We start from the raw sequence: 23,367 nt of genomic DNA, 5'->3' as shown, positions 1-23,367 counted from the left end.
CCCACAGCAGGCGTAGTCCTGGAAGCCGCAGGCGGCCAGCCTACCACAACCTCGTCAGCAATCAAAAATCAAAAACTATTCCAAATACTGTTTAGTAGCCGCCACGATCTCCTGGAGACCCTTCTTGGCGTCGGAGAAGAACATTTGCGTGTTATCCATCGCAAACAGCGGGTTCTGTACCCCAGCGTACCCGGTACTCATGGAACGCTTGATGACAACCACGGACTTCGACTTGTCCACGTCCAGAATTGGCATCCCCGAAATGGCGTTGCCACTTTCTCTGGCCAGTGGATTTGTGACGTCGTTGGCCCCAATGACCAAGGACACATCGGTGCTTTCAAACATCGGGTTGGCATCATCCAGCTGTTTCATTTGTTCATACGGCACGTTGACGTCGGCCAATAAAACATTCATGTGACCCGGCATCCGCCCAGCAACTGGGTGAATCGCGTAGTTGACGCTGATGCCTTGGTCGGTCAAGACTTTGGCCAACTCGGCCACTTCATGTTGGGCCTGGGCGGCGGCTAAGCCATAACCGGGCACAATCATGACGCTGTGGGCGTAGGCCAGTTGCAGGCCAATGTCGTCGGCAGAGGTTTCCTTCACGTCGACGGGCACGTCCGCTGCGGCCGCGCCACTGTCGCTGTCACCGGTCCCAAAGCCCCCAGCCAAGATATTGGCCACGGAGCGGTTCATGGCATCGGCCATTTGTAAGGTCAAAATGGTTCCGGCCGCCCCGACCAAGGCCCCGGCAATGATCAGGACTTGGTTGTTGATGACAAAGCCGGCAAAGGCGACGGCTAAACCCGTGAACGCATTTAATAGCGAAACGACGACCGGCATGTCGGCCCCACCAATTGGTAAGGTCATCAGCAGGCCAAAGATCAGACTCATCGCCAATGCCAAGGTGACGTACCAGACATTGGTCGTCAGCCCCATCATCAGGTAGGCGGAGGCCAGAATCGCGATGACCACGATGATATTTAGCAACCGCGACCCCGGAATACTAATGGGCTTCCCGGAAACGTGGCCGGAGAGTTTCCCGGTCGCAATCAGTGAGCCGGAGAAGGTGATGCCCCCGATGACCACGTCCAGAAAGACGGGCAGGGAGAAGGCCACGCTCAGACCGGCACCGTCACCCTTTAACAGGTAATCGAAAATCCCAATTGTAGCGGCAGCCCCGCCACCCACGGCGTTAAAGAGGCTGACCAGCTGGGGCACGTCGGTCATCGGCACCTTGCGCGCCTTGACGACCCCGTAGAGAATCCCCAGCGCCAGGCCGACCAGTAAGACAATCCAGCCAATCGCATCAATTTTACCTTCAATAATAATCGTCACAATAATCGTGATGACCGCGAGAAACATCCCCACGGCGGAGAGGCCGTTCCCCTTCCGCGCCGTCTTTGGCGAGCGCATCAGGTGGACCCCCAGAACGTAGCAAACGGCGGAGACCAGATAAATTAAGGACGAAATTGTTTGTAGCGTACTCATTTCTGCTCAGCCTCCCCCTTCTTGGCAGCTGGTTTCCGGTCAAACATGCCCAACATCCGGTCGGTCACGGTGTACCCACCGGCCACGTTGACGGCCGCAAAGAAGGCACCCAGAAAGGCGAGAACATAAAATAACGCACTGTTGGCTTCCGCTGCAATCACGAAGGCCCCCACGACAACGACGCCGTGAATGGCGTTCGCCCCGGACATCATGGGCGTTTGGAGGGTCGCGGGAATTTTACTCATGACTTCAAATCCCACTAACAGACTCAAGACAAAAATCGCTAAATTTGTAAATAATTCCTGACTCATGCCTAATCAACTCCTTTGGATTCAGTTGATTCTGCGGGTGCTTCCGCCGGTTTGGCGGGCTCACGTGGTGGCAATTTCATCGCTTCACGTACCCGGCTACTGATGATGTCACCCTGATAGGTGGCCAGCAGTTCGCCAACCACTTCGTCGTCCACGTCCAGCACCAATTTGCCATCCTGGACAACCGCGTTCAGCACGGCTTGCACGTTCTTGGCAAACATGTCGGATGCCGAGGCGGGCAATTGACTGGCCATGTCGCCAGCCCCCACGATTTGCGCCTGTTGTGGCGTCGTCACGGTCTTGCCCGGCTGTGAACCGGCGACGTTACCACCCAATTCACTCGCCGCGAGGTCGATAAACAAGGTTCCCGCCTTGGCCGTATCCACGGACTTCTGGGTAACCAACAAAGGTGGCCGCCGTCCAGGCACTTGCGCGGTCGTGATGATCACATCGTTTTGGGCAATGAACGCCGCCAGCTCGTCCTGTTGTTGCGCCGTTTCTTCTGGCGTCAAGGCGCGGGCATACCCGCCCTCACCGGTGGCAGAGACGGATGTGGTCAGGAACGTCGCACCCAGTGATTCGACTTCCCCGCGTGAGGCTGGCCGAATGTCATAACCGGATACCATGGCACCGAGCCGTTTGGCGGTCCCGATGGCCTGCAGGCCGGCAACCCCGGTCCCTAAGACCAAGACTTTGGTAGGTTTCGCGGTCCCAGCAGCCGTGATCATCATCGGTAAATACCGGGCAAAGCTGTCGGCTGCTAACAATGCCGCTTTGTAACCGGCAACACTGGCCTGTGAACTCAACACATCCATGGTCTGGGCCCGCGAAACGGTCCGTGGCAATAACTCAAAGGCTAAGGCATTGACCTTTTTCGCCGCTAATTCTTTGACATAATCCAAATCCGTTAGCGGTCGCAACAGGCCCAGTAACGTTTGCCCGGCCGTCAACTGGTCGACCACGTCAGCGCCGGGCTGACCAATGGTCGCAATCACATCGGCGCCCTTGATGACGGCGCTTCGCTCACTGATTTTGGCCCCGGCCTGCTCGTAAACGGCATCCGGATAGAAGGACCGCGTCCCGGCCCCGGCCTCAATCAGCACTTGAAATTCACTCTTGACCAGCTTCCGTACCACTTCTGGTGAGAGGGCAACCCGGTTTTCCCCGGGTGCTTCCCGTAAAGCAGCAATCGTTAATGACATGCCACCCATCTCCTTTTGAGAATTCCTTCACAATTTCAGCATAGGCCTCTCCGGGGGTCAAAACAAGTTTGACCTGCTTTATTCGACAGTTAATAAGTTGACCGTCCAACGTGATTCGTCCACCGGTCATTCACCCTTAAAACCAGCCAGGACAACAAAAATGGCCACTCAGCATGATTGTGAGTGGCCACTTATTTTGACGCAAATAAATTCAGTGAATGTCCTGACTTGCAAATAATGGTGAATTCTGATTTATCAGGCCAGCCGCAAACGCGGTAGATTTAGCCAGACTTTGTTCAGTGAACACCACCAAGTCGTGGACTGGTGCCGAGTACAACACGTGTCAACCGCAGGGCTGGGAAAACTGGGCCGGTTGTGGAAGTGACCAGAGGCGAGCCAAGGCGCCGGGAACGGACGCGACCAGGCCCAGTTTTCATCAGCCCGGAGGCCATGGCGACGTTTAGCTCAGCCAACCATCCATCTCGAACTTCTTCATCTGGATGATTTCAGCGGCGGCCACCGTCACCTGCTTGACGGTTTGCACGTAGCTATCCCCCGCCGTCGCGGCTGCGAATTGCTCGGACAACGTCGCGGATTCAGCCTCGTCAAACAACCATTTCAAGGCGTCCTGCTGCGACAAGATCAGGAACAAATTACTGCCAGCCCGGGTCAGCTTGCCCGCCTGAATCTGGTCCTTGAGTGTGGTCAGGACCTCTTGCTTACTGGTCGCCGTGGGTTCGTAGATCACGTGGGGCTTCAAATTATTTTGAAAAAGCACCCGCTCCGTGGTCTGCTCCGCCAGTGTTTCCGCGCCGATGCCGTCGTAAATGGCGTTGACGATATCCCAGCTCGTCACCAATTTCAGCGCCGTCTTCAAGCGGTCATCCTGGGCAAGGTCACTGGTCAACCGAATCCGGAATGAATTCAGGTATGCCGGCTGTTGATCCAAGTGGGCCTCGTCAACCACAATCAACCGGTCACCCTCTACCTGAAGAATCTCTTGGTCCAATAGGTCGAGGAGCGTCGCCAGCACGAGGTATGCCTGCGTGGTGAAGCGCGTCCGCAACGTGGGTTTTTGCCCAATATGTTCGGTTACTAGTAAAAAGTTTTTGGCGGTTGTGAGTGCCAAGTTGGTTCCCCCTTAGAAAATCTCGAAATTAAAGCCTACGAAGCGTTAGTATACCACACGTTTGCCGGGTCTCAGCTATTTTTCTGGTAGACAATGTGCCTAGCGCCACCATTTTAGCCGGAAAATAATTAAACCAAAATCCACTGATGACACAAAAGGACCGACCCGCAAGTCGATCCTCAGTTGATTTAATCGTGATTGATGCCAAAATATGACACTTTGTGATAGTCCGTAACAGAAACCACATCGCCCTTCTAGCTGAACAGCACTTCCATCACGAGGATGGCGCCACCAAAGAACAGCACGAACAGCACAACTGGCCAAACGAACTTGAACCAGTGCGAGTACTTCATGTCCAGCATTTGCAACGTGGCCATCACCAGACCGGTTGGGGCCAGGAACAGCATTGCGTATTGCCCGAATTGGTAAGCGGTAACCACGGCGAACCGAGGAATATCAACCGTATCGGCCAACGGCGCAAAGATTGGCATTGCCAAAACAGCTAAACCAGATGATGAAGGCACGATGAATCCCAGAACGAAGAAGATCAGCATCATGACAATGATGAAGACGGACCCACTGACATGGGCAACCAGGTTCGAGGAGTATTGCAAAATCGTATCGGAAATCATCCCGTTGTTCATCACCAAGTTAATCCCACGGGCTAACCCAATGATCAATGACACCCCAACTAAACTTGCGGCCCCATTGGTGAAGGCATCAACAACACCCTTTTCACCGATACCATACTTACCAGTAGCGGTAATAAACATAATGATAATGGCAAAGAGGAGGAAGGAAGAAGCCATGGTTGGGAACCACCAGCCCTGGGACATAACGCCCCAGACCATGATGGGGAACGTCACCACGAACAAGACCAGGATAATTTTCTTACGCATCGTGAAGGCCGTGTTGGCGGTGTCATCAGAGGAAACGGACCACATTTTATCAAAGGAACTCTTATCCTCGTATGAATATGAGAATGATGGCGTATCCTTAACCTTCTTACTGTACCAGTGCAGGTAAGCGACGACGAAGGCCGCCGCCACAACCAACCCAGCAATCCGCCAAGTAATCCCTTCGGTAAAGTTAATCCCGGCAGCGTTAGAGGCAATCACGACGGAGAACGGGTTAATCGTTGAGAAAGCGGTACCAATTGAACTCGACAGGAAGATAGCCCCCACACAGACGATGGAGTCGTAGCCCATCGCAATGAAGATAGGCACCAAAATCGGGTAGAAGGCCACCGCTTCTTCTTCAATCCCACACAACGTCCCACCAAGAACCATGAGAATGGAAACCATGAAAATCAGTAAGAACTCGTGCCCTTTCGTCTTCTTCGTCAACGCCATCAGGCCAGATTCAAAGGCCCCACTGGCCTTAACGACCCCAATCAAGCCACCAAGAACGAAGATGAAGACCATGATGTCAACGGCTTCAATCGTCCCGTTGACCATACTCGTGGTAATGGCGCCGATTCCGGCTGGCCGTTGCTTCAAGCGGTGATACGTGTTGGGAATCGAGACCGCTTGCGTAATCCCACCAGACGTGAATTCTTTGATCTTAATCTTCACGCCCAGTTTATCCAGTTCCTGTTGCGTCGCTGGTACTTTAACGGTCTTACCAGCTGGACGAGAAATCTCCAGGTGGGAACCACTATATGATAGCTTAGAATATGAACCGGCTGGAATAATGTAGGTAGCGAGCACGGCAACGATGGTCAAAACAAATAAAATGACAAACGCGCCGGGCATTTTTAATTTAAATCTTTTCTTCTTCGGTTTTGGTGCGACTGATGCATCCATTAATTTCACCCCTTAAGTGATTTTTAACGCCAAACGAAAAACGTGGTCCAAGAACGGGTGTCACCAACATCACCGTACGATTGGACCACGTTCCGTTAATTTCAATGATTAAGCTTTGATCAGCGTCCCGACCTTGCCAGCTAAGGCGTCATCGAGGTGATCCAGTGACGTAATCAGTGCCGTGCGGCCGTTACCTGAAGCCACGAAGCTCAAGCAAGCTTCAATCTTAGGTAACATGCTGCCTGGGGCAAACTGACCTTCGTCAATGTAACGTTGGGCGTCTTTGGTAGACAATTCACGCAAAGCCTTTTCGTCTGGCTTACCGTAGTTGACGTAAACGTCATCAACGGCGGTCAAGATGATCAGTTGTTCTGCGGAAATGTTGGCCGCCAATAAGGCACTTGAACGGTCCTTATCGATGACGGCTGGCACACCCTTTAAGCCCTCGTCAGTTTCGATGACGGGAACCCCGCCACCACCACCGGCGATAACCAAGTTATCATTTTCAATCAAGTCATTGATACTCTTGATTTCAATGATAGACTTAGGAAGTGGGGATGGGACAACTTGACGGTAGCCCCGACCAGCATCTTCAACAAACGTGTAGCCCTTTTCAGCGGCAATCTTGTCAGCGTCTTCCTTGCTGTAGAAAGACCCAACTGGCTTGGATGGGTGATCAAAGGCGGCGTCATTTTGGTCAACTTCAATCTGGGTCACAACGGAAGCAACGTCCTTCTTGATGCCTTGACGGTGCAATTCGTTGTGCAGACTTTGTTGTAAGTGGTAGCCAATGTAACCTTGGCTCATCGCGCCACACTCTGGGAATGGGAAGGCCGCGCCTTGACCATTTTCAGCAGCATAGTTCATGCCTAAGTTAATCGCCCCAACTTGGGGACCATTACCGTGGCTGATAACCACTTTGTTACCGGCAGCGACTAAGCCAATCAGAGACTTAGCGGTGTGCTTTACTAGATTTAATTGTTCTTCTGGTGATTTGCCCAAAGCGTTTCCGCCTAAAGCAACAACGATTTTAGCCATATGTTAGTCCCCCACTATTCGCCTAAGGTTGCAACCATAACAGCCTTGATGGTGTGCATCCGGTTTTCAGCTTCTTGGAAGACAACTGAAGCATCGCTTTCGAAGACTTCATCCGTAACTTCCATTTCAGTGATGCCAAACTTGTCAGCAATTTCCTTACCAACCTTGGTTTCAGCATTGTGGAATGAAGGCAGGCAGTGTTCGAAGATGACGTCTGGGTTGCCAGTCTTGGCCATCATTTCGCTAGTGATTTGGTATGGTGAGAGTAACTTGATCCGGTCGGCCCAGACTGAGTCGGGTTCACCCATGGATACCCAAACGTCGGTGTATAAGACGTCAGAATCCTTGACCCCTTCGTCGATGTCGCTGGTGATTAAGATTTCAGCACCGGTCTTTTCGGCGATAGCGTTAACTTTGTCACGGAGTTCCTTGGTTGGCCGTAATTCCTTAGGGCAAACTAAGTGGAACGTCATCCCCATGATTGCGCCACCGATCATCAAGGCGTTGGCCACGTTGTTCCGGCCATCACCAACATAAGTGAAGTGGATGTCGCTGTAGTTCTTCTTCAAAACTTCTTTAGCCGTCAAGAAGTCAGCTAAGACTTGGGTTGGGTGATCTTCATCGGTCAAACCGTTCCAAACAGGCACGCCTGAGTACTTGGCTAACGTTTCAACAGTCCGTTGAGAGAATCCACGATATTCAATCCCGTCGAACATCCCACCTAAAACGCGGGCAGTATCTTTGGCAGATTCCTTCTTACCCATTTGGGTCCCAGTAGGTCCTAAGTATGTAACTTGTGCGCCTTGGTCATGGGCACCGACTTCAAAGGCACAACGGGTACGAGTTGAACTCTTTTCAAAGATTAAAGCAATGTTCTTACCAGCTAATTTTTGTTGTTCAGTCCCAGCGTACTTGGCCTTTTTCAGGTCTTCGGCTAATTGCAGTAAATAGCCCATTTCCTTAGGGGTGTAGTCCAATAAAGTTAAAAAGCTACGGTTACGAAGATTAAACATTGTGTGTTCCTCCTTTAGTTAATTACAAGTACTAGTATAGAAAGCGGTTTCATAGAACTTCAAAATGCTTCAAAACTTTGTTAAACTTTTTTCGAAGGAGCTCAAAATATGATGAAACAGTTCCATTTATACCGCCAGGAACGTTATCAACGCATTATCCTGGCAGCGATTTGCATTGCCTTAGCCTCGCAGGTGAATTTTCAAACCTACGCCCCCGGCTTCATTATTACGCTGTCCGTTTTCATTTTACCGGTCATCCTGTACTTCAATAGCGATCTGAATCCCATTCAGTTGTTGGTCGCGGTCACGATTGCTTCACCCATCTTCAGAGGCCTGCTGCTATTCATCGGCCACGCCGTCGATCCGTACGACAACGTCATCTACATCCTCGCGGACATGGCGTTCTACATGTGTTACGGCATTCTCTACTACTTCTTGTACTGGCGCAAAACGGAGCGGACCAACACGACCTTTTTCCTCACCATCGTGCTCTGTGACTACCTTTCTAACCTCTTAGAAGTTAGCTTGCTGACCGATTTCTCCCATTATACATACCGGCTTTTTCAGATTTTATTTATCGCCGCACTGGTCCGCAGCATTGTCAGTTGTCTCTTGGCCTTTCTCTACCATTACTTTAAACTGATGTTACGGGACGAAAAACACGAGCAACGCTACTATCATTTCATCTGGGTGGCCTCGGCTGTAAACAGCGAAGTTTATTTCATGCGCAAGAACATCAGTGAAATCGAGAACGTCATGAAGAACGCCTACCTCTTGAACCAGGACCTCCAGCACACGGACGTCGACAAGGCTGAGCAGGATAAGGCCTTACAGATTGCCCGCGACGTGCATGAAATTAAGAAGGACTACCAAAATGTGATTCGGGGGCTGGGCGATTACTTCAATGACGATGAAGATACCGCCATGCAACTGTCAGACATTTTAACAATTACGACTTCCTACATTCGAGAATCCATCAAGCCCAAGTTCCCGCACGTGACCATCGACGTCCACAACCACGTGGACCTCGTCATTCCCAACCACTACTACGTCGTATCCATCCTGTCCAATCTGATTTTTAACAGCGTGGACGCCATGGAAAACCAGCCTTCCGGAACCGTCGTCGTGAGCGCCATCGACCGCGGCAATCATATCATCCTAAACGTGAGTGACAACGCCAGCGGCATGGACCAGGAAACGCTGTCGATGATCTTTCAGCCCGGCTTCACCACCAAGTTCAACGAGAACGGTGACGTCTACCGGGGCATTGGCCTGTCGCACGTGAAGATCATTGCCCAGGAACAGTTTGACGGCGACATCAACGTGACATCCGAACTCGGCAAAGGCACCAATTTTGAAGTGACCCTCAGTAAGAAACGCTTAGAGCAGGAGGAAGAAGCCTAATGAATTTCTACATTGTTGACGACGACCCCTCGATTCCGATGATTTTACGGCAAATTTTGGAAAAGAACCCCGACAACACGGTGGTCGGCATCGCCCACGACGCGAAAAAGGCCCTGTCAGACATCATGATCATGGACGTCAACATCGTGCTGGCGGACCTCTTGATGCCGGGCATTTCCGGTATCGACCTGATCAAACAGCTCAAGGACCTGAAGCCCAACCTGCGTTCCATCATGATTTCCCAGGTCAAGGACAGCGACTTGCGGGCTCAAGCCTACGAGGCTGGCATCGAATTCTTCATTGATAAACCCATCAACGTGATCGAAGTGAAAACGGTGGTCGAGAAGGTCTCCCAGAGTGTCCAAATGGCCACCAAGCTCAACAACATCCAATCGCTAGTCGGTGGCGGCGCCGTCACCGCTGCCCCCGTGGTCGACCAGCACCAACACCAAAAGGAAAAGATTCTGTCGATTCTGCGGTTCCTGGGAATCACCTCGGAGGCCGGCTCGTCAGACATCTTGGCGATTGCCCAGGTCATGCTCGACCAAAACATCAGCTTCCGCGACATCGACTTCAACGCCACCTACCACATCGACGACCGCGAAAAGAAAATCATGTTCCAACGCATCCGCCGCGCCATCAAGACCGGCCTAACCAACCTCGCCAACATCAGTCTAGACGGCATGGGCGACGAAATCGTCGTCGAATACGCCAACACCCTCTACGAATACAAGAACGTCCGCAGCGAAATGCTCCTACTAGAAGGCACCCGGACTACCGGCGGGAAGACTTCTTTGAAGCGGTTTTTTGATGGGTTGGTGCAAGAGGTTTAGAGTGCGGAACGAGCCGCTTAGACTCTGAGCATTAACGTCGGTTCAGTGATGACCCCGAACTTGGGTCATTGCTGAACCGGGGTTAAGCGCAGGAGTCTGGCTCGTGTAGCACGTTTCGGAAGCCGCAAGGTCCAGGATTGTTCCGCGAAGAACCAATCAAACGACCTAAGAAAGTAAAAAACTAACGGCAAATCCTAGACCCGAGCCAATGCGGTTAAGCGCAGGAACCTGGCTCTCGTAGCACGTTTCGGAGGCCGCAAGGATTGGGATTGTTTCAGGAAGAACCAGACAAATGACCTGAGAAAGTAAAAAACTAACGGCAAATCCCAGAACTGAGCCAAACTGGTTAAACGCAGATTTCCACTCCACAGACCCCAACAAGCATCCAAAATCAAAATCCCAACGTCCCAAAAAAGAATGGCCCCCACCATTCTTTTTTAATCCCCACCAACATCCCGACACAACCCCAACAATTACCTACCGTTATTTTCACGTGTACGCCATCGATATTTGAGCGTATAATTAAAAACATTAATTAGTTAGCCAGACAAACCCTAAAGAAGTGAGATAGATGCCCATGAAACACGCGAAACGCCTTCCCCTCAAAGACCTGCTGGTCAAATACCGCATCGTTGTCATGATTGGCGCCATTGTGGTCCTTGGTTTTACTGGCATCTTCAGTGTGCAAGCACGGCAAAAACAAGCCACGCCTCACGTCCAAGCCGATAAGCCGGCAACCAGTCGGCAGATCAGTGCCCAACAACGGCACGTCAAACGACAACTACATACCTACTTTAAAAAGCTCACCGCCGATGGTACCACCAGCATCACCTTCTACAACTTGGGTGCCACCAAGGGGAGTCAATCGGCCAAGTCAGCCGTCGCCAATCGGTTTTACAAATCCGGTAAGCTAGCCACGTCGGCCAATGCCCATACGCCAGAGGTTACCGCCAGCACCTACAAAATCTACATCGCGGCCTACCTTTTCCACCTGAGCAGCCAACAGGCCTACACCTGGACGCCGACGAATCAGGACGGCTTCCACCGGATGATTGTGAATAGTGACAACGACTTTCCTGAAGGTATCCTCGATACGTACGGCCTCGCCGGCATCAATGAATTTCTCAGCAGCGAGGGCCTCTACGCCCCCACCTTTGTCATGAACGAGGAATCGATGACGACGGCCGCCAGCCTGCAGAAGATGCTGATTAAATTAGCGCGGGCGGATGCGCCATTTAATAATGCCCATAATCGTCAATGGCTGCTATCCTTAATGAAGCAACAGGTTTACCGTGACGGGATTCCCGCCGGAGCAGCCGCCGCAACCAAAGGCACCCTCGTGGCGGACAAGGTCGGCTGGTTGGCCGATACCAACAACGACGCCGGCATCGTCACCCTACCCAATGGGCAACGCTACGTGCTGGTCATCATGACCCACGGCCACGGTCAAACCGGTTTCACTGGTTTCCCCCGGATGGCCAAAATTACCAAGCACGTGCAGAAGCTCGTGTACAATCCGCAATTGGTTAAAAATTTAGAATAGGCTTTTCTGAACGAGCAATCGCTGTACGACCGGCGATCTGCTCGTTTTTTTGTCCCCTTGGTGTCACAATATTCCCCTCCAAATATCTAATCTTGGCATACCGATTTTTTATCGTTGACAAATGTAAACGATGGCGGTATGCTTAATTCATCAATTGAGGATTACAGTTGTAAACACAAAAGGAGATCGCTCTCATGACAAAAATTTTAGTGCTTATCGTTGCCTTATTACTCATCGGATTTATCGCTTGGTGGTTCTTCGGCAAGCACACCACCGCCGCAGTTGACGCCGCCGTGACTGGTTCCAGCCAGGACGTGGGCGTTGAAGTCAGCGGTGGCTACTCCCCCAGCACCGTGGTTTTGAAGAAGGGCGTGCCCGCCACGCTCACGTTTAACCGGAAGGACCCCTCCAGTTGTTTGGAACAGGTCGTCTTCCCCGACTTCGGCATCAACGAATTTTTACCGCAAAATGAAGCGCACGTGATTCCCATCGACACCAGCAAGCCTGGCGAATACGATTACGCGTGCGGTATGAACATGTTCCACGGCAAGGTTATTATCAAATAAATCGGAGGTCTTCATCATGACAAACAAACAATCAGCAACGGTCATCGTCAACGGCGGCTATTCCCCAGCAGAAGTCGTCCTCACCCAAGGCGTTCCCGCCGAACTCACTTTCAAACGCATCAACGACGCTGGCTGTCTGGACCAAGTTCATTCCGAGAGCCTGAACTTCAGCGAAGACCTCCCCTTAAACGAGGCCCGCACCGTCACCATCGACACCAGCAAGGCCGGCGAGTTTCCATTTAGCTGTGGGATGGACATGTTCTTCGGAAAGGTGGTCGTTCACCCATGAGTATTAAAAATCGGTTCGTCTTCTCACTCATCCTGTCCTTACCCTTACTAATTGAAATGTTTACCAGCCCACTAGGTATCATGTTGCCCGGCGGCGTCTGGACCATGTTCTTCCTGACCACGGCGGTCATGGCCGTTTCGGCGGGCCCCTTCATCGAAAGTGCCTGGGCCGCCTTCCGTCACCACCACGCCAACATGGACACCCTGGTCGCCATTGGGACGATCACGGCTTACCTGTACAGTTTCTACGCGATGTTAGCCGGCAAGGACGTCTTCTTTGAAAGTGCCGCCTTCGTGGTCACCCTGATTTTACTGGGCCAATATTTCGAAGAGAAAATGAAGCACTCCGCGTCCGGCGCCGTCAGCAAGTTAGTCGACCTGCAGGCCAAGGACGCCGAAGTCATGCGCGACGGCCAACTGGTCAAGGTTCCTCTGGCCGAAGTCGCTGTCGGTGACATCATTCGCGTCCGTCCCGGCCAAAAGATTGCCGTCGACGGCGTTATCACCGAAGGCACCTCGACCATCGACGAATCCATGGTCACCGGTGAAAGCATGCCCGTCACCAAGAAGGCTGGCGACCACGTTATCGGCGCCACCATGAACAGCAACGGGACCTTCATGTTCAAGGCCAGCAAGGTCGGCAACGACACCCTGCTTTCACAAATCGTGGAAATGGTCAAGAAGGCTCAGACCAGTCACGCACCGATTCAAAAGTCCGTTGACAAGGTCGCCGATATCTTTGTGCCCGCCGTCTTAATCGTGGCCATCGCCACCTTTACCATCTGGTACGTCTTTATCGGCGCCTCCCTGGTCACGGCCATGCTCTTCGCCGTTTCCGTCGTCATCATCGCCTGCCCATGTGCACTTGGAATTGCGACGCCAACCGCCTTAATGGTGGGAACCGGCCGCAGTGCCAAGATGGGCATCCTGATTAAAAATGGGGAAGTCCTCGAAGCCGCTAACCACGTTAAGACGGTCGTTTTCGACAAGACTGGGACCATCACCGCGGGGCATCCCCAGGTCACGGACATTGTCGGCGACGAAGCCACGGTCTTACGGGTAGCCGCTAACCTCGAGGTTTCTTCAGAACATCCCCTGGCCGCTGCCATTTTGGACAAGGCCAAGGCTGAAAAGGTTGACGTCACCGCTGCTGAAAACTTCCAAGCCATCGAAGGTAAAGGGGTTCAGGCCACGGTTGACGGCCAACAAGCCTTTATTGGGAATGATAAATTAATCGCCGATTACAAATTAGACGCGAACCTAAGTGACCGCATGGCCCAGCTACAAGGTGAAGCCAAAACGGTGGTTCTCGTGGGCATCGCCGACCAAATCATTGGGTTGATTGCCATTCAAGATGCGCCAAAGGCCAGTTCCGCTGGTGCCATGGCCGCCCTCAAGGCGCGTGGGTTACGGACGGTCATGTTGACCGGGGATAACCAACGGGTCGCCGAGGCCATTGCGGCCGAAGTGGGCATCGACACGGTCATCGCCGACGTGTTGCCTGGCGACAAGGCCGACCACGTGAAGCAGCTTCAGGCCGAGGGGCCAGTTGCCTTCGTGGGTGACGGTATCAACGACGCCCCCGCCTTAACCACCGCCGACGTGGGGATTGCCATGGGTTCCGGGACCGATATCGCCATCGAATCCGGTGGCATCGTCCTGGTCAAGAATGACCTGATGGACGTGGTCCGCGCCCTCGAACTCAGCAAGAAGACCTTCAACCGGATCAAGTTGAACCTGTTCTGGGCCTTCATCTACAACACGTTGGGAATTCCCGTCGCCGCTGGGGTCTTCGCCGTCTTCGGCCTGGCTCTGAATCCTGAAATTGCTGGTCTGGGCATGGCCTTGAGTTCCCTGTCCGTCGTCGCCAGCTCCCTGTTGTTGAACAAGTCAAAATTAACGTCAACGCCGGCGACAGACGCCCACGTTGCCTAACCGGAGGGATTTCTCATGGATGAAAAATTTTGGAGTAAAAGTACGCGGTTAACCGCCATCGCCGCCATCGTCTACCTCATCGTAGCCACAGGTGTTGGCATGTTGATCATGAATCACTAATTTTAGCCAAACGAAAACCGTTGTCATCAGCGCCTGTGAGCGTTGGTGGCAACGGCTTTTTGATTACCTTTGGAGAGCTGCGAGAATATCGGGCTCAACCTTCTCGGGCGTGGTAATTGGGGCGTAGCGGTCGATCAGCTGGCCATCGCGGCCAATTAGAAACTTGGTGAAGTTCCATTTGATCCGACCGTGACCCGCGGTGGCCTTGAGGTAGGTGAACAGTGGGTCCTCGTCATCCCCGTTGACCGCAATCTTTTTGGTCATGGGAAAGGTGACCCCGTAATGCATCTGGCAGAAGTCGCTGGTGGCCTCGTCGGTCGCTAACTCCTGATGGAATTGATTGGAGGGCAGACCCAGAACCTCGAAGCCCTGCTCATGGTACTTGCGGTAGAGTGCCTCAATGCCTTCTAGCTGGGGCGCGAGGCCACATTTACTGGCGGTGTTCACGATCAACAACACCTTGCCCTGATAGTCCTTGAAGTCAATGGTCTGGCCACTCATTTCCGTTTCGGTAAATTCGTAAATCGCTGCCATAGAACCGCATCCCTTCTGTTTGCGTGCTTAATGTTTAGCTTTCAAATTAGTTGTGTACAAATTAATTATACATCATTAAGTTCACATTAGCCCGCAATTCGCCGGAACGTCCGACCCTAGTCTTTGTCATAAATGGCCCGCAAACTAGCTAAATCAGCGGTGGATAGTTGCGTCTTGCCATGATCCAACGGCGTCATGACGGAAGACTTGTCCGAACTGTGGTCCAGACCCAGCGCGTGTCCCAACTCGTGAACGGCAACGGAGTGCTTGAACGCGTGCGGATAAGTGGCGTTGAGTTTGGCCGTAGCCGTGTTGGTCGTCAAGATGCCCCGCCAACTGATGCGCTGCGTAATCTGGGGTCCCCCGTGGCCGTACTCAATCATGGTCTGACCCTTGGGTTCACGTTTGTGATAGGTGCCAAAGGTGATCTGGTTGGTCTTGGAACTCCCGGTGTCCGCCACCAGCTGGACGATGCCGGTTTGATTATAGACGTCGACGGCGTAGGTAAAGACCTCACGTACCTTCTCCGGCGTGTTCTTGGCAAAATGATAGTAGTACTTTTTCTGAAGGAGGAGCCCCTGCATGGCCTCTTCCACCGGTGTCTCATCCGCACCGGTCTGGGTGGTGGCGTCACTGGTGTTGCGCAGGATATAACCACTCGCCTGATAATTACCAGACTGACTCTGACTCGCGGCCGACTGTGCCTTGCCCGTCAGTGTGGCCACGATTGCCGCGCGGTAATAGGTGAACTGGGTCGACAGCGGCTGCCAATTGACAGCGATAAAAACGACGATTCCAAAAACAATGGCAAGTAACAAACGTCTGACAATTTTCACAGCGCAATCTTCCCTTCGACTCTCTTCTGCCCGGACAATGTTTCCAATTAAGTTGATTCTAGGCTATCTAGTTGTGGGGCGCAACTAGATTGACCTAATAATTTCTAGGTACACCGATTGGGTAAAAAAAGCCCGCCGGAAGCGGACTTTTAGTGATTTATTTATAATAGACGTGACCGTAAGTTGGGTGCTTATTAGGTGAGGTTTGAACACTTTCACCGGTCTGCTTGTAGCCGTACCACTGAGCCTTGTAGGACTTGTGCTTGCGGTTGGTCTTGCTGACCTTGAACTTGTAATAGTTCACCAGCTTGCCATGGGTCCAGCCCATTTCGTGTCCCTTAATGTAGTAAACGTGACTGCCCTTCTTGTGTTGATACGTCATATTCTTATTTGTGACAAATGGCAGTAACAAGGCATTGGATTTGATCGTAAACCAAGGGTAATAGTCTAAAGTCTTATCCTTCTTCGGATCAACCCACTTGCCCCGCAAAATCTTCGGCGTCCCTTTGTGCCAGGTCGCGGCATTGGCGGATTGGGTGGTACTGGCGCCAATAGCTAAACCAGCAACAACGGCTAAAGCAGTGGTTCCTGCTTTCAACATGTTCTTCATTAAAAGTCCTCCCAGGGTGAATTATTTGCTCTTACAAGGTTAATCATACATCAGTAAAACCAAATTGAACATAAGTAATTTTGGGGCACATCTTCTAGCCCTTTACTTGTAGAAGTAGTGACCGTACTTGGCCTTCTTTGCCTGGTAATCTTGGCCGTTTCCTCTCTGCTTGTAAATGTAGAACTTGATCTTATGGGACTTATGTTTCCGTGTAGTCTTACTTAATTTGAAGCGGTAATAGTTGACCAGTTTGCCGTGGCTGTACATCGTTTCGTGGCCCTTAACATCATAGATGTGACTCCCCTTTTTATGACGGTAGTGTAGGTCCTTGTTGATGACTGGATCAATACCACTCTCACCTAACTCCTTAGACTCAATCGTAATGGAAGGATAATAATTTAAGATTGCGCTCTTCTTACCGTCCGTCCACTTTCCCCGCAGCGCTTTCGGCGTTCCCCGATGCCAGGTTGCCGCACTAGCGGTTTGGGTGGTACTTCCTCCAATTAACAGTCCCGCTGCCAACGCAACGACCGTCATACCTAATTTCATTTGTGACTTCATACAATTCCTCCAGTGGATTAATTTAACAAATTAATTGTACACCGCAAAAGCAGGTTGAACACGGGTAACCGCGGGAAAAAATGTACTAAAAAACGCCGAACAGCCGTAGCCATCCAGCGTTGTATTTCTTAAACCAAAGCTAACACCGTAAAGTTAATCACAAACAGAATCGATACGATCCAGATCAACGGGTGAACGTCCTTCGCCTTCCCCAGGACCACCTTGACGATGCAGTAGAAAATGAAACCAGCCGCAATCCCATAGGTAATGTTGTAGGCAAAGGCCATGATGAACGTGGTCATGAAGGCCGGAATCGCCTCATTCAAATCGTGCCACGGAATCTTGCTGAGGGAACTCATCATCATGATTCCTACTAGGATCAGTGATGGCGCAATGGCTGCCGTCGGAATGATTGAGAGTAACGGTGAGGCCAGGGAGCTGGCCAAGAATAGTACGGCCACCACGACACTGGTCAACCCCGTCCGACCACCGGCCCCAATCCCCGCGGAGCTTTCCACGTAGGTTGTCAGGTTAGACGTGCCAAAGATGGAGCCAACGCCGGTCGCAATCGAATCGGCAAATAACGCCTTGTCCAGCTTGGATTTAAAACCAGGTTGGCTTTCCAGCTCAAGCTCCCGTTTGCCAGAGAAAATTCCGGTCTGCCGGCCGGTCCCAATGAAGGTCCCCAGGGAGTCGAAGGTGTCGGACAAACTGAACGATAGAATCGTCATCAGGACTAAGATTACCCGGTTATGCTCCGCAAATAGCGAGCCCATCCCCTCGTGAGAAAAGGCCGCCAGGAAGGTCGTGCCCAGCTGATGAACCGACGCGCCAAATGAAAAGCCACTGGCTAAATGCAGGTTGGTGACCCCCATGGGAATCCCGATGATGGTCGTCGTTAGGATTCCAATCAGGAGGGCGCCCGGCACCTTGCGGACTTTAAAGATGACCGTAATGACCAGGCCAATCAAGGCCAGCACCAATGACGGTGAGTTAAAGACTTGGAGCGCTGGCACAATGCCACCACCCGTGACGACTGAACCGATACCCTGGCCAAACGCCTTTTGCGTGGCATCAAAGGCCTTGCCGTTGATTGACACGATGTTACTGGCATCACTGGTAAATTGGAGAAAGTTCGCGTTTTTCAGCCCCACGTAAGCGATGAACGCCCCAATCCCCCCACTGATAGCCAGCTGAAGGTTGATTGGAATCGCTGAAATCAGCATTTTCCGAATCTTGGTAGCGGTGATAATGATATTGATAATGCCACAGAAGAAAACCAAGGCCAATGCCTGTTGCCAGCTAAAGCCCAGTCCCATAACGACGGTGTAGGTGAAGAAGGCATTTAGCCCCATCCCAGGCGCCAGCGCATAAGGCACGTTGGCAAAGAGACCCATGACCAGGGTCCCAACGACGGACGCGATAATTGTTGCGAGAAAGACCGCTTGTTGCGGCATTCCCGTTTGCCCCAAGATGGTGGGATTCACAAATAAGATATAGGACATGGCAAAGAAAGTCGTGACGCCGGCCGCAACTTCGGTACCGACGGTTGTTCCCGATTCCTTAAGCTTGAAGAATTTATCCACAATCGATTCCTCCTATAAAATCCGAACATTAAAATAATTATAATTGATAAACGTTAGCTATTACATCAACGACTATACCAGATTCAGGGTGAAAAAGATAGTCGTAATATAATTTAACGAACTTTGGCTACTTGTTCACCAACTAATTTCATTCTAGCCATTGCCGTCACTAGTGGGCACACACTCGCTGACGTTGGCACGTTCACTTAATTATTCTGGACAATCTAAAAAGGCTAACAATCGTCCTGATTGCTAGCCCCATTTATGCCATCACCGCACGCTATGTTCCGCGTCCTGTCGCAGTTTCTGTAAATCCCGATCACTGACCCGTAGCTTGACCTCCCCGGTAATCAAATCAACGTCGGCCATCACCTCAACTGTCTTCGGCGCGACGCTCTCCCGTTTGAGCTTTAACGGACCAGTGAACGCCACCGTTGCCAATCTTTTCTGCACGTTGTTACGCCTCCTCACTAAACTTCGGCACCAGTATATCACCGGTATACCGCGGTTTCTGGGCGAACGTCTTACAAATTTATTTATAAAAAATGCCCCGCATTGGTCAACAGACCTATTGCGGGGCACCCCAATTATTCTTCTTGCACAGAGACTTCTGACGACCGCTGGACCAGGCAAACGAACCCGACCAGCATGCCACTACATAGTACCAACACGTACCACGGTAACGTTTCAACGGCCCCATTGTGGAGCCAACTCATGCCGTAGGTCAAGGCGCTGACCACTAAATAGTAGCCGAGACTGAACCAGCCACTGGCGCTGCCCATCACGGCTTCGTACCCCACCAGCGCGCGATTCAAGGCGCTGGGCAGGGTCACGTTGAGCCCGAGAAAGGTGAGAAACACGAACGCTAATAAGAGGCCCGCGTAATCCAAGTAAGCGACGCCCACTAGCCCCGCACTGGCAACGACACTAAACAGCAAGCCGCCCAGAGCCACCTGTTCCGGTGTTACCCAGTTCAGTAGCCAGTTGACCAGCACGGCGCCAAGTAGACTGGCACTGGCCAAAATTAACCCCAGCCAACCGTATTGCACGGCGGAATAGCCAAAATGACTGATAAAGATGAACGGTGCTTCGGCATAGTAACTAAACAATACACCATTGATACCACCGATTAACAAGCCGTAACCCCAAACGACCGGGTCTGTCAGTAAGCGCCGTAGCAAGGCTATTTGGTTGACCCGTTTGACCTTTGTCGTCACTGGTTGCGTTTCTGGTAAACAGGCCCCCGCATACAAACCAACGGCCACGGCCATCGCGACCAGCGTGCCAAAGACGCTGCGGTAGCCAAAATAAGTCTGCATGATTCCCCCAATTAGGGGCCCCAGGGCTGGGGCTAAGGCCATGGCGGCACTGGTGCGGGCAAAAACTCTGGCCCCGGTCAGTCCACTGAAACTTTCTCGCATGATGGTCTGAGTCACCACGGAACCGGCGCTGGCACCAAACGCCTGAATCAACCGACTGCCAATCAGCCAACCAAAAGTTGGACTCAGCATCAGTCCCAGGTTTCCAGCCAAGTAGACGACAATCCCCGCCAGCATGGCTGGACGCCGCCCCCATTTGTCAGCCAGTTGGCCCCAAATCAGGACACCAACGGCAAAGGCAACGAAGTACGTGCTCATGGTTAACTGTGCCCGGTTGGCGCTCACCCTAAAGGCGCGCTGTAGCTGCGGTAATACCGGGGTGAAGATGGATTCGCTGATCTGGGGAAATCCCACCAGCGCAATGATCAATCCCAAGGAAGGGACTGTTTGACGGACGTTTTTCAAGATTTTTCTCCTTTATAAAGTTAATCTAGGGAAAAACGTCCTTTTCCATTTGCGGGGACACACGCCATTAATTTATCGATACTCATGGGTTTGTCACCCCTCTCTGTTGAATGTCCCCCTACTTTACGGGATTCTGGGATTTCTGTCAAGGCGCGTAAATAGCTGACTCGTATGACATATATTGCCAAATAAAAAAAGAGATTGTAGCATCAGCCACAACCTCATCAATAATTTTAAATTCAAGTGAATAACGTTACCATCATCAACGACTGATGAAGGAATTAAGCCAGTGTCAGCCGCAGGGCTGGTGAAAATGGGCTCAGCCGTGGGAGTTGCCTTAGCGGGTCCCCCGCTTAGGCAACTGCTATCTTTGAGACGTGATTTCCGGCTCAAAGTAAGTCCGAAGACCGCCCTTCGGCTTCGGACGTGCGCCCACAGCGCCACGGCCCATTTTCGCCGGCCCGGAGGCAAGGTCAAAGACTAAAGGATAAATTCCTGAATCGCGTCTGCTACGCCGGACTCGTAGTCATGTGGCGTCACAAACTTAGCAACGCGCTTGACCTCATCAATTCCGTTAGCCACGGAGACGGGCATTCCCACCTTCGTCAGCATGCCCAGGTCATTGGCGTTGTCGCCAATTGCCATGATTTCGTCGGCACCAACGCCCAGCTTGTGCCCGAGGTCCAGAATCGCGGTCCCCTTGTCGACGCCGGCATGGTTAACTTCCATGTAGATACCGGAAGAATAGGTACAGTTGATTTCATCAAACGCGGCGGTGATGGCTTGGAAAACGTTCTGGCGCACACCCAAGTCAGGGTTCATGACGATGACCTTCATGATCCGCTCATTTTCAAATTGGTCAAAGGACCCGGTCATTTCGTCAAAGGTCACGCCGCGCGTCTTGAGGTAAGCCATGTCATCTGCCCGGGGCCGATAGATGTACAAGTGGTCCAGCGTGTAGACGTGGATGTCGACGTCGAACTGTGTCATGATTTCAAACGCCTTTTTCGCTTCCGCAAACGGCATTTGATTGCTAACGATGACTTGATTGTCTTGGTTTTCCACGACCACGCCACCGTTGTAAGACACGACGTACTCGCCCGGCTTTTGGTACAGGCCGAGTTGTTTCAACAGATTTTGCACCGTCAAAAAGCTCCGGCCGGTGTTGGGCACAAACTTAACGCCCTTGGCCGAGGCTGCCGCAATCGCGTCGATGTTGGCCTGAGAAATAGTGCCATCCTTCCGCAGTAGCGTTTCGTCTAAATCGCTGGTGATAATCTTGTACAAGGTAATCCGCTCCCTCTGTGGTTTAGGTTTAGTGTACCATGGGATGGTTAATAGGTATAGGCCAATCACGTAACTTGATGTTTTTTGAATATAACCACCTACAACAACTTCGTTAGTCAAATCAGTACCTCCGCCCCTCCGTACATGCTATGATGAGGTGAATTAAATGGCCGCCAATACAGAGGGGAAACAACCACATGGAGACTGACCAACTGACTTCAGCAGATATTGAGATTCTAATTACTGCGATAAAATATTTTGTGACTCATCCCGAATTGTATCCCCTAGTCTCCGGTAAGTTCAGGCGAACTGAGGTTATCGTCGACAAGTTGCATAACTTAGGCTATAAGCTTCAAATTTACCGCGGAAATATTGAAAACAAATACAGCTTGCACATCCGTTTTTCTACTGATAATCAGCAAGTCCTGAGACTTTGCATCAATGGTTCTCGCCACCATAACCAAGACGGGACACTCGTTGGTCGCAGTCACGTTCACGTCTACCGACCGGAGAATCAAGAGAGTTACGCTCATGCCCTAACTGCTTTCCCCTTCATTGAAAATGACAATCTAACTACCGCTATCACCAAATTCGTTACCTACATCAATCTAAAGTTAGCAGGTGTTGCCTAATGCTTAATCCATATTCATTAAACCAAGATTATTTGTCTTGGCTAGACTCGAATACTACCTTTGAACAGCTCGGTCCGGGAACCGTTCGTATTGATAGTCCATTCACCGACACAATTGATGATGAGATTGTCATGTATGCCCTGCAACAGTCAGACAACATGATTCTTCTCACAGATGATGGTTGGACGCTCAACAATTTGGCCGCACATGGTATTAACTTCGCTCGTCCATCCCACCGTCAAAAACTACTCTACAACCAATTAGTCGCTTATGGCGTCCAGCTTAGTGACGGTGATTTCGTCGTTCACAGTGACCGACGTCATTTTGCTGAAGCAAAACACCGTTTGCTTCAGGCAATTCTGTTCATCAATGACATGTTTACCTTAGCATCCACCGAAGCTGCCCCGGTCTTTTTAGAGGATGTAGCCCATTTTTTAACGGAAAATAATATTCGGACCAATCAAAACATGGCCTACGTTGGTGAAAGTGGTCTGATCCATAAATTTGATTTTTCTATTCCCGGTACCAACCAAATTCCCGCCAAGCTCATCAAAGTCTTGAGTAGTGCCAACAATTCCTTACTAGCTAAAGCCACGTTAGCTGATATCGAGCAAACACGGCCAATCGTTCCCGGACCAACTAAGTTCTACGTTTTTCTAAATGACACGCCTAGCAAGCGTAAGTCCATCAATCCAGATATTTTGAGTCTGTTTCGCCTAAATCAAATCGTCCCACTATTCTATTCACGCCGAACAAACTACCTCACTGATTTGACCCGTTAATATAGCTAACCCACAAGTGTTGACCCCCACCAGGAGAAGTGGTTTACTAAACGCAACTTAAGGAGGCACCACACACT

The 23,367-nt window shown here is 51.4% G+C and carries 23 protein-coding genes; 8 read left to right on the top strand and 15 right to left on the bottom strand.

From position 1 onward, the window contains the following. Positions 1-75 precede the first annotated feature (75 nt). The 7 genes from ACEPST_RS08110 to argF form a co-directional block, all read right to left on the bottom strand. Complete coding sequence (locus tag ACEPST_RS08110) at positions 76-1,491, bottom strand: NAD(P)(+) transhydrogenase (Re/Si-specific) subunit beta (RefSeq protein ID WP_204121196.1); 1,416 nt, start codon at positions 1,489-1,491, stop codon at positions 76-78. After that, positions 1,488-1,802, bottom strand: coding sequence for an NAD(P) transhydrogenase subunit alpha (locus ACEPST_RS08105; RefSeq protein ID WP_125575806.1), 315 nt, complete (start codon positions 1,800-1,802; stop codon positions 1,488-1,490). Before ACEPST_RS08105 ends, ACEPST_RS08110 begins: the two co-directional genes overlap by 4 nt. Positions 1,803-1,804: 2 nt before the next feature. Then, complete coding sequence (locus tag ACEPST_RS08100; RefSeq protein WP_204121197.1) at positions 1,805-3,004, bottom strand: NAD(P) transhydrogenase subunit alpha; 1,200 nt, start codon at positions 3,002-3,004, stop codon at positions 1,805-1,807. Between the two features lie 460 nt (positions 3,005-3,464). Continuing rightward, positions 3,465-4,133: a hypothetical protein gene (locus tag ACEPST_RS08095; protein WP_204121198.1), complete on the bottom strand. Its 669-nt coding sequence runs from the start codon at positions 4,131-4,133 to the stop codon at positions 3,465-3,467. A 254-nt stretch (positions 4,134-4,387) separates the two neighbouring features. Next, positions 4,388-5,938: a YfcC family protein gene (locus tag ACEPST_RS08090; protein WP_204121199.1), complete on the bottom strand. Its 1,551-nt coding sequence runs from the start codon at positions 5,936-5,938 to the stop codon at positions 4,388-4,390. A 108-nt stretch (positions 5,939-6,046) separates the two neighbouring features. Further along, on the bottom strand, positions 6,047-6,976 hold the full coding sequence (gene arcC, locus ACEPST_RS08085; RefSeq protein WP_125763630.1) for a carbamate kinase: 930 nt from the start codon (positions 6,974-6,976) through the stop codon (positions 6,047-6,049). Positions 6,977-6,990: 14 nt separating this feature from the next. After that, positions 6,991-7,989, bottom strand: coding sequence for an ornithine carbamoyltransferase (argF, locus tag ACEPST_RS08080; protein WP_203643451.1), 999 nt, complete (start codon positions 7,987-7,989; stop codon positions 6,991-6,993). A 108-nt stretch (positions 7,990-8,097) separates the two neighbouring features. Between argF and ACEPST_RS08075 the strand changes: the two genes are divergently transcribed. From ACEPST_RS08075 to ACEPST_RS08050, 6 genes are all read left to right on the top strand, one after another. Beyond that, positions 8,098-9,393 (top strand): sensor histidine kinase, encoded by a 1,296-nt coding sequence (locus ACEPST_RS08075; protein ID WP_395425065.1) that lies wholly within the window; start codon positions 8,098-8,100, stop codon positions 9,391-9,393. Continuing rightward, positions 9,393-10,226: a DNA-binding domain-containing protein gene (locus ACEPST_RS08070; RefSeq protein WP_204121201.1), complete on the top strand. Its 834-nt coding sequence runs from the start codon at positions 9,393-9,395 to the stop codon at positions 10,224-10,226. Before ACEPST_RS08075 ends, ACEPST_RS08070 begins: the two co-directional genes overlap by 1 nt. A gap of 571 nt (positions 10,227-10,797) precedes the next feature. Beyond that, on the top strand, positions 10,798-11,769 hold the full coding sequence (locus tag ACEPST_RS08065) for a serine hydrolase (RefSeq protein ID WP_239064504.1): 972 nt from the start codon (positions 10,798-10,800) through the stop codon (positions 11,767-11,769). A gap of 194 nt (positions 11,770-11,963) precedes the next feature. Then, positions 11,964-12,335, top strand: a complete 372-nt coding sequence (locus ACEPST_RS08060) for a cupredoxin domain-containing protein (RefSeq protein ID WP_125763640.1) — start codon at positions 11,964-11,966, stop codon at positions 12,333-12,335. 16 nt (positions 12,336-12,351) lie between these two features. After that, on the top strand, positions 12,352-12,624 hold the full coding sequence (locus ACEPST_RS08055) for a cupredoxin domain-containing protein (RefSeq protein WP_203643459.1): 273 nt from the start codon (positions 12,352-12,354) through the stop codon (positions 12,622-12,624). Continuing rightward, positions 12,621-14,558: a copper-translocating P-type ATPase gene (locus ACEPST_RS08050; protein WP_395390646.1), complete on the top strand. Its 1,938-nt coding sequence runs from the start codon at positions 12,621-12,623 to the stop codon at positions 14,556-14,558. The genes ACEPST_RS08055 and ACEPST_RS08050 overlap by 4 nt, the downstream gene beginning before the upstream one ends. Before the next feature lie 183 nt (positions 14,559-14,741). Here ACEPST_RS08050 and ACEPST_RS08045 read toward each other — a convergent pair whose 3' ends face one another. The 8 genes from ACEPST_RS08045 to ACEPST_RS08010 all read right to left on the bottom strand — a co-directional run bounded on the left by ACEPST_RS08045 (position 14,742) and on the right by ACEPST_RS08010 (position 21,876). Then, a complete protein-coding gene (locus tag ACEPST_RS08045) occupies positions 14,742-15,212 on the bottom strand; it encodes a glutathione peroxidase (RefSeq protein WP_204121203.1) in 471 nt (156 codons plus the stop codon). A 116-nt stretch (positions 15,213-15,328) separates the two neighbouring features. Next, on the bottom strand, positions 15,329-16,048 hold the full coding sequence (locus ACEPST_RS08040) for a matrixin family metalloprotease (protein ID WP_204121204.1): 720 nt from the start codon (positions 16,046-16,048) through the stop codon (positions 15,329-15,331). 157 nt (positions 16,049-16,205) lie between these two features. Beyond that, a complete protein-coding gene (locus tag ACEPST_RS08035; protein ID WP_204121205.1) occupies positions 16,206-16,658 on the bottom strand; it encodes a hypothetical protein in 453 nt (150 codons plus the stop codon). A gap of 102 nt (positions 16,659-16,760) precedes the next feature. Then, positions 16,761-17,219 (bottom strand): hypothetical protein, encoded by a 459-nt coding sequence (locus ACEPST_RS08030; RefSeq protein WP_204121206.1) that lies wholly within the window; start codon positions 17,217-17,219, stop codon positions 16,761-16,763. Between the two features lie 128 nt (positions 17,220-17,347). Continuing rightward, positions 17,348-18,805 carry an NCS2 family permease gene (locus ACEPST_RS08025; protein WP_204121207.1) on the bottom strand — a complete coding sequence of 486 codons (1,458 nt, stop codon included), beginning with the start codon at positions 18,803-18,805 and terminating at the stop codon, positions 17,348-17,350. Positions 18,806-19,075: 270 nt separating this feature from the next. Next, positions 19,076-19,258: a hypothetical protein gene (locus ACEPST_RS08020; RefSeq protein WP_204121208.1), complete on the bottom strand. Its 183-nt coding sequence runs from the start codon at positions 19,256-19,258 to the stop codon at positions 19,076-19,078. Positions 19,259-19,392: 134 nt separating this feature from the next. After that, positions 19,393-20,589, bottom strand: a complete 1,197-nt coding sequence (locus tag ACEPST_RS08015; RefSeq protein WP_395390645.1) for a multidrug effflux MFS transporter — start codon at positions 20,587-20,589, stop codon at positions 19,393-19,395. Positions 20,590-21,069: 480 nt separating this feature from the next. After that, positions 21,070-21,876 (bottom strand): Cof-type HAD-IIB family hydrolase, encoded by an 807-nt coding sequence (locus ACEPST_RS08010; RefSeq protein WP_204121210.1) that lies wholly within the window; start codon positions 21,874-21,876, stop codon positions 21,070-21,072. Between the two features lie 197 nt (positions 21,877-22,073). Between ACEPST_RS08010 and ACEPST_RS08005 the strand changes: the two genes are divergently transcribed. Continuing rightward, the gene (locus tag ACEPST_RS08005) at positions 22,074-22,508 is read left to right on the top strand and encodes a DUF6978 family protein (protein ID WP_204121211.1); all 435 of its coding nucleotides are present in this window, start codon (positions 22,074-22,076) and stop codon (positions 22,506-22,508) included. Beyond that, positions 22,508-23,290, top strand: a complete 783-nt coding sequence (locus ACEPST_RS08000) for a DUF1828 domain-containing protein (RefSeq protein WP_204121212.1) — start codon at positions 22,508-22,510, stop codon at positions 23,288-23,290. The genes ACEPST_RS08005 and ACEPST_RS08000 overlap by 1 nt, the downstream gene beginning before the upstream one ends. Positions 23,291-23,367: the final 77 nt, after the last annotated feature.

Source organism: Levilactobacillus sp. FUA 3915 (assembly GCF_044053135.1).
GTDB lineage: Bacteria > Bacillota > Bacilli > Lactobacillales > Lactobacillaceae > Levilactobacillus > Levilactobacillus lanxiensis.
This window is presented reverse-complemented; position numbering and strand designations above follow the sequence as displayed.